Annotated in this window: 14 protein-coding genes; 6 read left to right on the top strand and 8 right to left on the bottom strand. The window is 46.7% G+C overall.

What is annotated here, in order from left to right; all coding sequences use genetic code 11:
- Positions 1–95 precede the first annotated feature (95 nt).
- Entirely contained in the window at positions 96–422 is a 327-nt protein-coding gene (locus ACR2PX_RS07070) for a hypothetical protein (RefSeq protein ID WP_433998651.1), read from the bottom strand.
- A gap of 417 nt (positions 423–839) precedes the next feature.
- Here ACR2PX_RS07070 and ACR2PX_RS07065 point away from each other — a divergent pair, with 417 nt between their 5' ends.
- The 4 genes from ACR2PX_RS07065 to ACR2PX_RS07050 all read left to right on the top strand — a co-directional run bounded on the left by ACR2PX_RS07065 (position 840) and on the right by ACR2PX_RS07050 (position 5,239).
- Positions 840–1,628 (top strand): sulfite exporter TauE/SafE family protein, encoded by a 789-nt coding sequence (locus ACR2PX_RS07065; RefSeq protein ID WP_433998650.1) that lies wholly within the window; start codon positions 840–842, stop codon positions 1,626–1,628.
- A gap of 187 nt (positions 1,629–1,815) precedes the next feature.
- Entirely contained in the window at positions 1,816–2,706 is an 891-nt protein-coding gene (gene lgt, locus ACR2PX_RS07060; protein ID WP_433998649.1) for a prolipoprotein diacylglyceryl transferase, read from the top strand.
- The gene (locus tag ACR2PX_RS07055) at positions 2,703–3,536 is read left to right on the top strand and encodes a thymidylate synthase (RefSeq protein ID WP_433998648.1); all 834 of its coding nucleotides are present in this window, start codon (positions 2,703–2,705) and stop codon (positions 3,534–3,536) included. The genes lgt and ACR2PX_RS07055 overlap by 4 nt, the downstream gene beginning before the upstream one ends.
- 353 nt (positions 3,537–3,889) lie before the next feature.
- Positions 3,890–5,239: an endonuclease/exonuclease/phosphatase family protein gene (locus ACR2PX_RS07050; protein ID WP_433998647.1), complete on the top strand. Its 1,350-nt coding sequence runs from the start codon at positions 3,890–3,892 to the stop codon at positions 5,237–5,239.
- A gap of 62 nt (positions 5,240–5,301) precedes the next feature.
- Here ACR2PX_RS07050 and ACR2PX_RS07045 read toward each other — a convergent pair whose 3' ends face one another.
- Entirely contained in the window at positions 5,302–6,186 is an 885-nt protein-coding gene (locus ACR2PX_RS07045; RefSeq protein WP_433998646.1) for a hypothetical protein, read from the bottom strand.
- A 114-nt stretch (positions 6,187–6,300) separates the two neighbouring features.
- Positions 6,301–7,443 carry a M20 family metallopeptidase gene (locus ACR2PX_RS07040; RefSeq protein WP_433998645.1) on the bottom strand — a complete coding sequence of 381 codons (1,143 nt, stop codon included), beginning with the start codon at positions 7,441–7,443 and terminating at the stop codon, positions 6,301–6,303.
- A gap of 313 nt (positions 7,444–7,756) precedes the next feature.
- On the opposite strand from ACR2PX_RS07040, the gene ACR2PX_RS07035 reads away from it, so the two are divergent.
- Positions 7,757–8,524, top strand: coding sequence for an alpha/beta fold hydrolase (locus tag ACR2PX_RS07035; RefSeq protein WP_433998644.1), 768 nt, complete (start codon positions 7,757–7,759; stop codon positions 8,522–8,524).
- Between the two features lie 56 nt (positions 8,525–8,580).
- On the opposite strand, the gene ACR2PX_RS07030 is transcribed toward ACR2PX_RS07035, so the two are convergent.
- The 5 genes from ACR2PX_RS07030 to ACR2PX_RS07010 form a co-directional block, all read right to left on the bottom strand.
- Entirely contained in the window at positions 8,581–8,835 is a 255-nt protein-coding gene (locus ACR2PX_RS07030; RefSeq protein WP_433998643.1) for a hypothetical protein, read from the bottom strand.
- 90 nt (positions 8,836–8,925) lie between these two features.
- Complete coding sequence (cpdA, locus tag ACR2PX_RS07025) at positions 8,926–9,708, bottom strand: 3',5'-cyclic-AMP phosphodiesterase (protein ID WP_433998642.1); 783 nt, start codon at positions 9,706–9,708, stop codon at positions 8,926–8,928.
- A gap of 97 nt (positions 9,709–9,805) precedes the next feature.
- Positions 9,806–10,255, bottom strand: a complete 450-nt coding sequence (locus ACR2PX_RS07020) for a DUF1249 domain-containing protein (RefSeq protein ID WP_433998641.1) — start codon at positions 10,253–10,255, stop codon at positions 9,806–9,808.
- Between the two features lie 26 nt (positions 10,256–10,281).
- Positions 10,282–10,533 (bottom strand): cupin domain-containing protein, encoded by a 252-nt coding sequence (locus ACR2PX_RS07015; protein ID WP_433998652.1) that lies wholly within the window; start codon positions 10,531–10,533, stop codon positions 10,282–10,284.
- 277 nt (positions 10,534–10,810) lie between these two features.
- Complete coding sequence (locus tag ACR2PX_RS07010; RefSeq protein WP_433998640.1) at positions 10,811–11,029, bottom strand: transposase; 219 nt, start codon at positions 11,027–11,029, stop codon at positions 10,811–10,813.
- A gap of 388 nt (positions 11,030–11,417) precedes the next feature.
- Here ACR2PX_RS07010 and ACR2PX_RS07005 point away from each other — a divergent pair.
- On the top strand, positions 11,418–11,793 hold a 376-nt coding region (locus tag ACR2PX_RS07005; RefSeq protein WP_433998639.1), incomplete at its 3' end, for a hypothetical protein.

The following is an 11,793-nucleotide window of genomic DNA, read 5'->3' as shown; positions in this document are numbered from 1 at the left end:
CCGGGTATCGTAGAGATCTGCCTGAATTATGTACAAATATGAATTTAAAAAGTCTGCGACTTCCAATTCTATAAATCCTCTGCAGCCCTTTAAAATCAAGGGGTTTCTATTTGAGCGGGAATTGCTGGTAATCCGATGAAATTCACCCACACAAACTGAGGTAGAGTCGGCACTTTATTTAACACAGGAAGGGCAAGGAGATAATCAACGTGATGGCGGGCAGATTTTCGAAGTATCTGTTTAATTCTTATTTCGGAAACAGGTAATCGGGCTTTTTTCAGGGCAGCTTTGGCAATAGCGCTTTTTTTAGCTCGTAAGCCATAAGAAAGTATCAGGCCAATGGCTGAATAGATCACCTGAGGTGTTCGGGCTAACAGCCCGAAGAATAATCGAGTGGCTGAATCCTTCCAGCTGGGCTTCATAAGCATCGCCATTTTTATTTTTATTATGTGAAAAAATTGTAAATGAAAAGAGTAAGAGAAGGAATTATTGGTTGCTGGTTATTGGATCAATGTACGTTTTCAGTTGTTGATGTTGTGTAACCATTGGGAATCAGGGAATATGTTTCGATGCTGTTTTGGAAATAGAATCTTATTGATTTTTTATCGGACTATTTTGTGCCCGTAGCTCTACCATAAATAGGGTAAAGTAATGGTGATTTCTGAAAAAGATGAACTAAACAGTCACTTTCTGGTCAATTAACTTGTTGATTTCATTTAGAATAAGGACTGGTCTGCATCCTGTGAAGGGGTGTTGCCCCGATTATATATGATGGCCTCAGGCACGGAGAATCATTACAGGATTCCTGGTTTGTGGCTGCTTAGCTGGATTGCTGTTTAATGATTTTTCTTTCTTACCTTCTGCTCGGTGCCTTGGCCGGGACACTGGCCGGTCTTTTTGGGATTGGCGGCGGACTGGTCATTGTTCCGGTGCTGGTTTTCAGTTTCAAGTTGCAGGGGTTATCTCCTGAAATTCTGACCCATTTGGCTGTGGGGACCTCTCTGGCCACTATTGTTATTACTTCACTCAGTTCCATTCGTGCCCATCATTCCAAAGGGGCCGTTCAATGGCCTGTGTTTAGTGTTTTGACTGTAGGCATTCTACTGGGCTCCTGGCTGGGGGTTTATACCGCCATACAAATGTCAGGCCCAATGCTACAGAAGGCGATCGGCATTTTTGCCCTGGCTGTTGCGGTAAAAATGTGGTTTGGCTTCAAACCCTCTGAAAGCAGCCAGGTTCCTGGACGACCTGTTTTGGTAGCTGCTGGGGGGGGTATAGGTTGGGCGTCGAGTATTTTTGGTATAGGTGGTGGAACCCTTTCGGTACCGTTTTTGCGAAAATGTAATCTCTCTATGACTCAGGCTGTAGCTACTTCTGCGGCTTGTGGTTTACCGATTGCCGTGATGGGAGCAGCCGCTAACATGTTTCTGGGAAGAGAGAATGAGTTATTGCCAACCATGAGCACAGGTTATGTTTACTGGCCAGCCTTTCTGGGTATTGTTTTGACCAGTATGTTGTGTGCCCGATTTGGCGCTCAACTGGCTCATAAGCTTTCTTCCGAAAAGCTGCAAAAATTGTTTGCCCTGCTTCTTTTGATAGTGGGGTGTGAATTTCTTTTCTCAATGTAAAAGAACCTTGCCAGCTTCCTCTTGAAGCTGGCAAGGTTCTGTATCGTGCTGATACACTGATCTACCAGACAGCCATGAGCCGAAAATGCGGTTCACCTCAGAATCTGAAAATGGCTATGAGCACTTCTCCTGGCAGATCAGTAGCAGTGCATAACCGTTAACTTCTAGAAACACCTGGAATCCTCCTGTGATCCCATATCCTGAAATTGATCCCGTTGCGATCAGCCTTGGGCCCCTCAAAGTCCACTGGTACGGTCTGATGTACCTGGCAGGTTTTGCCGGAGGCTGGTGGCTGGCCGTCCAGAGAGCTAAAAAATCTAATGGCTTGTGGAATCCCGAGCAAATCGGAGACTTGCTGTTTTACGTGGCAGTCGGGGTCATAGTCGGTGGGCGCATGGGTTATGTGCTGTTCTATAACTTCGACTATTTCCTGCAAAACCCGCTCTGGTTATTCAGTATTTGGGAAGGCGGTATGTCTTTCCATGGTGGTTTGCTGGGGGTTTTGCTGGCGGTCTTCCTGTATGGGCGAAAGCTTGGCAAGAATTTTTTCCAGATGACCGATTTTATTGCCCCCGTTGTACCCCTGGGTCTGGGCATGGGGCGTCTGGGTAACTTTATTGGCGGTGAGCTGTGGGGGCGTGCAAGCGATGTTCCCTGGGCTATGGTGTTTCCTACCGATCCATCGCAGATGCCAAGACATCCGTCGCAGCTTTATCAGTTTGCGATTGAAGGCATTATTTTGTTTGCCGCGCTTTGGTGGTTCTCGGCCAAACCTCGCCCGCGCATGGCTGTGTCCGGATTATTCCTGTTGATTTATGGTATTGGCCGGTTCTGTGTAGAGTTTGTCAGGCAGCCTGATGAGCAGTTGGGCTTTATTGCTTTTGACTGGTTGACGATGGGACAATTATTGACAGTACCCATGATTCTTCTGGGTGTGGGTCTTATGGTGGTAGCCTATAAGAAGTTCCCACTGGTGGATGGCCAGAACCAGGATGACCTGGCCTGGCTGAAAAAACATGCCCCCAAGCCAGGTAAGAAAGCAGCCATGAGCGGCAAGAATAAAGGATCAAAGTCATGAAACAGTATCTGGATCTCCTGCGTCATGTGAAAGAGCAAGGCACTTTCAAGTCTGATCGAACAGGTACAGGCACATACAGCGTGTTTGGCTATCAGATGCGCTTTGATCTGTCGAAAGGCTTTCCATTGGTGACCACTAAGAAGTGTCACCTGCGGTCCATTATTCATGAACTGCTCTGGTTCCTTAAGGGCGATACTAATATTGCCTACCTGAAGGAAAACGGTGTCCGAATCTGGGATGAGTGGGCGACTGATGAAGGCGATCTGGGGCCTGTTTACGGTAAACAGTGGCGCAGCTGGGAAGGCGCAAACGGTGAAACATTTGACCAGATTCAGTGGTTGCTGGATGAAATCAAAACCAATCCGGATTCCAGAAGACTGGTGATCAGTGCCTGGAATCCAAGTGTATTGCCGGATGTGAAGTTCAGCCCGAAAGACAATGCCGCTATGGGTAAACAAGCCTTGCCTCCCTGCCATTGTCTGTTCCAGTTTTATGTTCTGGATGGCAAGCTTTCTTGCCAGCTCTATCAGCGCAGTGCCGATATTTTCCTGGGTGTGCCTTTTAATATTGCCTCTTATGCGTTGTTAACCATGATGATTGCTCAGGTATGCGATCTTGAACTGGGTGACTTTGTTCATACCTTTGGTGATGCTCACCTGTATTCCAATCATCTGGAGCAGGCAGAAGAGCAGCTAAGCCGTGAACCTTTCCCGTCTCCCACGATGAAACTGAATCCTGAGATCAAGGACCTGTTTGAATTCACCATTGATGATTTTGAGCTGGTGGATTATCAGGCGCACTCTCATATCAAGGCGGCTGTTTCTATTTAACAGTCGTAAATGTTGTAAGAATCTGGCGTATCCAGGAGCCTGTCGGACTTACCACTGACCTACTGCGAAAAAGTCGGATTTGGCCATTTTTTATGATTCTTTTCGTTGAATAGCTCGCTATTCGCCTCAAATAATCATAAAAACTGTCTCAAACCGGACTTTTTCTCGCTACGGTCGGCTAAGTTCGACAGACTCCTAGAAAAGGATTGTGGATGCGCTAAATTTATTCTGTGTTTTGATATTTGTAATAGATGGTTCAAAAAATAGAACGATCTTTCGGTTTTAACGAATATTTAAACTCACTGTCTTAAGTAAACTACGCAGCTCCCTTCACCAAGTTCACGGAACTGACTATGAAGTTTGCGCGTAATCTTGCCGCAATAGTGCTAACCATGGCTGCATTAACCGGGTGTGACGATAACAGTTCATCAGAAACAGAAGCGACTTCTTCTGTTCGTTTTGCAACTTATAATCTCTCTTTTGATAGAGACTCCTACGATATTCTTGTTAATCAAATGGAATTGACACCAGAGGAGCAAGATAAGCTTGTTGAGGAGTACGAGCAGGATTCTGAAGGCGTCACACTAAAGAACAAAGATACGGCTGAAAAAGTTATCCAGATTCGAAATGTGGCAGAAGTCATTCAACGAACGAATCCTGATGTTTTTGTCCTGGCTGAGTTTAATAACGATGGAACCGGTGAAGATACAAGAGCGTTGGAAGGCTTTCAGAAAAATTATCTTTCTGTAGCCCAAGATGAATCTCTTGAAGGTATTCAATATCAATACCAGAAAAGTTTTGCGACTAATACTGGTCTGGAAAGTGGCTATGATCTGAATCTGGATGATTCCGTGGGCGGTCCGGATGATGCATGGGGCTTTGGCGCCTATCATGGTCAGTATGCTTTTGCTGTCTTCTCCAAATATCCCTTTGATGAAAACAATATTCGGACTTTTCAGAACTTTAAATGGAAAGATATGCCGGGTGAAGAAAACATCAAAATTGATGATTGCGAAGCGACATTGCCAGAAGGAAAAGAGTGTGGAGATAGCTGGTATCCGTCTCTTGCATGGGCGCAGTTCCCGCTCTCATCCAAAAACCATATTGACCTGCCAGTACGTGTAGCTTCAGCTTCCGGTGAAGAGGTGATCCACTTCCTGGTTTCTCATCCTGCACCGCCTATCTTTGATAATCCGGCAGGGCATAATACCAAACGCAATCGTGCTGAAGTGGACTTCTGGGTTGATTACATTGATGCTCAGAATTACATCTATGACGATAACGGAGTCTACGGTGGTCTGGAGCAGGGCGCTCACTTTGTTATCGCGGGTGATTTGAATGCAGATCCAAGGGTTGGGGATGGTGACCTGACAGCCATTCAGGATTTGCTTAACCATTCTCTGGTGAATAATGAAGCCACTCTTGGAGTCAAAGCTCCAACCAGTAAAGGTGGACCTGAGTATTATGAGACCGCCGAAAGTGACACCATTACACCTGCTCCGGAAAATATTACCAGTACCAGTGCGCTCATGCTGGATCATGTTATCCCTTCCGCAGACCTGGCTGTAAAAGCGTCTGGTGTCTTCTGGCCGGCCAGTTTTGAAGAAGGCTATCATCTGGTGTACGACGAGAAGCTGGGAGCGAGTAAGGGCGTTTCCTCCGATCATCGCCTTGTATGGATTGATGTGGTTCTCGGTCAGTAAAAAGATATGAAAATAAAAAAGCGGAGCCTTTGCTCCGCTTTTTTGCTTCCTACGATAGAAGGTTAATCTTCATCGTCATAGGGATCTTCAACCTGAATTGAATGCAGAATAGAAAACGTCTCGGTATCAGCCTGCGTTCTTAACCCTGTGTATTCAACATAAACTTCTGATTGGGATAGAGCGGCATCTTCTGCATAGCGGCAGATAGCTTCATTGTGTGTGAACAGTTGTACAATATTGGGAGCTTCCACCTCATAGGTTTCATAAGTAAGGACGGTTCTGACTTCATAATCATTCTGATAAACGTTGTATTCCAAAGCCGGTTTGTACACCTGCCTGCTTTTCAGAATCCGGGCCGTACCTCCCAGATGCAGATAGACCGTGCACTTATGATCCATCACAACTTGTCCCCAGCGGGCTACATGAAGAACCAGTCCGAACGTTTGCCATTCGCTGAAGACTCTTGAATTTTCTATCGCCGGATTTGAATCAATTCCATTCGGGAATTGAGTGAATGAAGGGGTTTTGGAAAAGCTGCTCTCAACGGGCGTGACATCGATCACCCGATAGCGACTGTTGGTTGCCATGGAGTTATACCAGAACGGGTATTTGTATTTGATGACTACAGGCGTGCTGGAAACTCTCAACCTGTCCCAGAGGTAACGATATTCTGGTTGTATTGAAATATCGTAGGCTTCGGCAGGGTAGTGTTTTTTTGTGTAGACGCCTTCCCCTGCTTGTAATTCCAGCTCCCCAGATTCCCAGATAAAACCAACTTCCCAGCCTTTTGAGGAAATGGTGCCTACCATATAACCGGTACCCCACCAGCCTTCTTCGTCAGACTGAACTTGCTCGGATGGCAGTTCAGGTGGCAGGAGGTGAGTAGACCAGGCAGTCAGACAAAATGTAGCGATCAACAGGCCGAAGATCCATTGAGGCCCTTTCATAATGGTGTCCTTACCAAAGAATGAAGTTCTACGATTCAGACTAGCAGTTAGAAGGTTGGTAAGGACAGAGTTGGAAAGGTCAGGAAAGCAAAGAACCTTCCTGACCTGAAGTCATCAGATGGCCTTCTCGGCAAGGTTGATAACGACATTGCGCAGCAGTTGCAGGCGAGGCTCGATAGAGTCCAGCTGAAGGAATTCGTTTCGGCTGTGCATACCTGCTCCAATAGGTCCAAGGCCATCTACCGTTGGAACACCCAGTGCCCCCGTGTAGTTGGCATCTGAACCACCGCCTGCGGCCGTCCATGTGACAGGCAAGTCCATTTGTTGTCCGCTTTCTTCAATCAATGCCATCAGCTTTTCACTTTTCTCATTGGGAGTGAAGGCGGGTTTGTGAGCAATACGATTGAGCTTGATGTTCATACCTTCCAGAAAAGGCGCTTCTGCCATTTCACCAATCAGTTTCTCAATATCGTCGTAATCTTCGTTATTCCAGAAACGGATATCCAGTACGGTTTTGGCAAACTCCGGGACTACGTTGCTGGTGGTGCCACCTTCAATAGTGCCGAAGTTCAGAGTGGTGCCGGTTTCAAAGTTGGTTTCCTGATTCAGGCGATTAACCCACTGGGCAAACTCAGTAATGGCCGAGATACCTTTCTGAGGCTCATTACCTGCGTGGGCCGCTTTGCCGTGGAATTCAATTTCATAAACGCCCGAGCCTTTTCTGGCTTTCACCAGTGAACCGTCTACACGAGCTGCTTCGGCTACCAGAACGCAGCGGCTTTTCAGGGCAACACTCTTGATCCATTCTGCAGAATAGGTGGAGCCAGTTTCTTCATCAGGGTTCATACAGACACAAATACTCAGGCGATCCAGAACATCGGCAGGCAGGTTTTTCAGGGTCAGGAACGCGTTCAACAGACCAGATTTCATGTCTGCTACACCAGGACCATAGGCTTTTTCCGTATCCCGGCTAAAAGACCATTCTGATACAGTACCTTCCGGAAAAACGGTGTCCATGTGGCCAACCAGCATGATGTCGTACTCTTCTGCATCAGGCTTATTGGTGACCTGAAGGCCGGGCCCCACGGCTTCACCGAATGAATGCCTGGCAACATGCCAGCCGATGGCTTCGTATTTGCCAGTCATCATGTCGGCGATGGCGGAGACGCCAGAGGGGGTGTTGGTTCCACAATCAATATTGATCAGTGGCTTCAGTTCTTCCAGATATGCATCAAGGCTGAAAGTTTGCGTAGACATGGCTCGTGGCCTCATAGGCAGAAACAAGTTTTTTGGAAATCATCTCTTCATCCACAGATGAAGAAATGATTTTTTCGCTCATGGCTGTTTTAGGCATCAGACATTAAGTGACCTGATGTCAGCAGACTGGCAAGATAAAAACGCCAGCCCACGTTGGTGTTCTGTTTCGTTAACTTCTTAATAGTAGGTTTTGAAGCCGAGCAAAAATATCCTGATAATTACAGGTCAAATCAGTAAAATTACTCACATGTTAATAATGTAAGCCGGTCAGTCTCAGAGCCGGTGAACAGCGAGTGGAGAAATAGAAGAACTCATGAAGTTGTATGCCAGACAGCAGGGAGAAGGTGAACACCTGATCAGTGTGCACGGACTATTTGGATCGCAGGAAAACCTGGGAGCTATCAATCGCCAGTTGGCAGAGAAGTTCAGAGTTCATGGTCTGGATGTCCGAAATCATGGCCGTTCTCCTCATGATGAGGCAATGGACTATTCCGTGATGGCTGCAGATATCATTGAGTATCTTGATGATCAGCAGATTGAAAAGGCTCATTTCCTTGGACACTCCATGGGCGGTAAAGTCGTTATGGAAGTTGCTTTGGCTTATCCGGAAAGGGTGAAAAAGCTGGCGGTCATGGATATAGCGCCGGTTCATTACCAGGTGAGGCGCCACGATGATGTGTTTTCCGGTTTGTTTGCCGTTGATCTGAAGAACATGCAAAAGCGGGCGGATGCTGATCATGCTCTGCGCCAACATGTTGAAGAACTGGCAGTCCGGTCATTTCTGTTGAAGAACCTTTATCGAAATGACGAAGGGGGCTACAGCTGGAGAATGAATCTTGAGGCCATTCACCACCATTACCTGAATATTCTTGCTGGTCACTCTGCGGAAGGTTCTTTTGAGGGTGAAGTGCTGTTTCTGAAAGGGGGGGATTCGGATTACATTCAGGCAGAACACCGGGGTGAAGTACTGAGATGTTTTCCAAAAGCAAACATGAGAGAAATTGCTGACACCGGTCATTGGCTGCATGCAGAAAAACCTGAGCTGGTGGCTCGAACTCTGCTGCGCTTTCTGGAGGCGTGAATTCAGGGAATTAAAAAGCCGCCAGAACATGGCGGCTTTTTAATTATGAGTCCAATTTAATGTCGAGGTTGTTGACTTTCAATGTCATCCCATTGACTGGAATCATGATTATCATCGAATTCTTCATAGGAGTCGGCGAGATTTTGACGTAGAGATTTCTTGTCCCAATAATCGCTTATTCCCTGTCGAATCGACTTGTTCTTTCTCTGCTTGCAGCGTTGCTTGGCGGTTTGTCTCTTCCTGAATTCCTGGCCTGAATCCCAGAAGGTCTCATCCTGGTCATCGTACTGCATTGACCTTACCCTGGACATATCCTTACTTCCTTTTTTACTGCTCCTATCTCTCAATCTAGAAAAAAACAGCCAAGGTATTAATAAGAAATGCTGATATGAAGAGGGAAATCAATAGCCGTTAGCAGCGAGATCAAGCTCCAGAGCGTAACCTTCCAGGCGAACCACCCGAGTATTCACCGTGCCATCAGGCATCAGCTCAAGCTCTCTGTAGCCTGGCCAGCGGTCATCCAGCATGAAATCATCGCACTTGGGCTTAAACTGGACACAGGTTGAGGGGGTGGAGAGAAACCGGACATTCTGGATGAACTGGTCTTTTTCCTGATGAATGTGACCGTTTAGCACCACCCGGGTATTGGGGTAAGACTGAATCAGCTCGATGAACTGACTGGCATTCTTGAGACTGATGTTATCCAGCCACTGGCTTTCAATGGAGTAGGCAGGGTGGTGGAAAGCCACCAGAGTGTGCTTGTCCGGATTGTCAGTAAGGTACTGTTCCAGAAATTGGAGTTCCTTGCTGGCTAAAAAGCCGGGAATCTGGCCTGGAATCTGGGAGTTCAGCATTATGATCTGCCAGTTACCCAGATCCAGGTGGGCAGCCATGGCTGCAGGGTTAACCTGACGCATCAGCCTGGCATCATCATGATTTCCACAGGTCCAAAGATAGGGAGTGTTACTGGTATCCAGCAGGTCTTTTAATAACTGGTAAGACTCCAGGCTATCATCCTGGGTCAGGTCGCCTGTCACCAGAATAGCTTTGGGGTTAAAAGACGATGATTGAATCCGTTCCCAGACAGCCAGAAAACTCTGGTTGGTATCAGCTCCCATCAGTCTGCCGTCACGAGAGCCGAACAGATGGGTATCTGTTAACTGGATGATGCGTGTCCCGATCATAGGCTGGCTCATAATTCATTACTGATGCAGCGAAGGCTTTTGGTGATTTTATCAGGGAGATAGGAATAAAACAGTGAAGCTTCGCACGTTTTCGGGTTCATACCAAGACGTTTTGACTAAGGCCATGGCTGAGACAGAAGTTTAACCACTCACTAAAGAGTTGGTTTAATTGTTCTTTTTCATCGGGCAGGAGCATTTTCTCATTGGGGTAGGGGTAGATAGCTTTGAAATGCCGGTCTTTGTTGACGCCGATAATCTCGGCCATTCTGACATCCATATAAATCCGGATTCTGAATTCAGGCAGCTTCAGCCAATCTCCCCAGGCTGCATCCAGGTCTACCTGGAGAACCGTTGTAAAGGGAGCCCGCTCCAGAACTTGAAACAATGCTCTTCCTTCCCGACCCGCAAAATGAAACGAGAGAACAAAATTATCGTTGTTCTCCAGGTCGGGAAGCAGGTGCATGAGTTTATGGAAATTCCTCTCACACAAGCTCTGTTGTTTGATTAGGTCGGCTTTGTAGCGCGTTTTATCAGTCTTTATGTCCATAACCTCAATCATAGTGCATCGCCTTGTCATAGCGAAAGGTGGCCAGACTTTACCAGAATAAGGGTGTCTTCATTGGCTGCGTTCAGATCATAGTTGCAACTGGGGGTTCGTATCCATGTGTCAGCGGGCCAATCTTCAGAACCTGTTGAAAGTTTGCCTGAAATAATCAGCAGTTCCACTCCTCCTGATCTGTCTTGCAATGAACAGGTTTTACCGGCAGGAATACGCAAGATGGACGTTCTTTCTTCATTAGATTGATGGAGAGGAACTTCAGCCAGCTTATCGCTGCCTTCCCGGGTAACAATACTTAGGACAGTTTTCTAAACCGCATGACCATGTGAGAAAATAGCGAAAATAGAGAAACGCAAAAGCTCTGCTCGCTGATACTTTCCTCTCATGAATAACATAGCCCGGATATTTCATAAATTGCTGCGATGCTCACGCAGAACCTTGTGGTACTAAGGAGTTTGGCGATTGAGCGTCGTACTGGTGTGTACGGTCGATTGATCCAAGCTTTCTCAGTGCCGCAAGGGGCAAGTGAGGGCGCACGCAAATTTATGAAATATCCGGGTTAGTCAGGTCATCAAAATAATGGGTGCAATGCTTACACTGGTAGTGCTGACAGTCGGTTTGCACCGAGTCATGCCCGTTCTTCTTGATATGGCAAGAATCACAGTGAGGGTAATGCACTACCCCATCTGCCCAGCGGTTCTCACGGATCATTTCGAAGCAGTTTGCGTTGCTGACAAGCTCTGAAATTTTGCATAAATTCACTGCGAAACCTGCCAGTCAAGAGATTTGAGTACAGAGTAGTTCAGCAGTCTGGAAGTCGGTAAGAGCCTCCGTTGATTGTATTTCGAGTTGGAGAAGACTGAGCTATACCCATCGCCTTTCAAGATGCTACGTTGTTGTCTGCGTTCGCTCACCCCGATCACCTACTATTCGTAGGCTCACGGGGGTTCGCTCTCTTGTCGCCTAGTAGCACCTTGAAGTCCAATGGGTATAGGAGCCTGTCGGACTTAAGACTATTTCGGCCTAAATTTCAGAAAGAACGGCCTAATTATTCGACTCGTTCTACTGAAATTTATGCTCGAAAGAATAAGCCCGACAGGCTCCTAGCTTTGCGAGCTTCTGGTTTTCTGACTATGCTGCACTGTCTCTGATGAACTTGATTTTTTGGGTGTTGGGCAGTATGAATATGAAAGAAGGCAGAACCACTTGCTACTGGGTCGTCTATAACTTCTCACTGTCTTTTACGTTGCTACTGATACTTTTTCTATTTCATACGTCCCTCTTTGCCAGTCAACCGCACTCGCCTGTTCAATCGGGCTACCTTCACCACCTTCCGGAAAAAACCTGCTCTGAAGTCTCTGAAAGCCAGGATACCTGGCGGCACCTGCAAAGAAATACGGTTTTTTTGTCTGATGATGACCATGACTATAACTATGACGAAGATGAACTGGACAACAAAGGTCTGTGTTTTGGCTTGGTCTGTGCCTATTTACAAGCCACTCTCAATGAGCCGGATACCCGACAGT

This window comes from Endozoicomonas sp. (assembly GCF_051008435.1).
GTDB lineage: Bacteria > Pseudomonadota > Gammaproteobacteria > Pseudomonadales > Endozoicomonadaceae > Endozoicomonas_A.
This window is presented reverse-complemented; position numbering and strand designations above follow the sequence as displayed.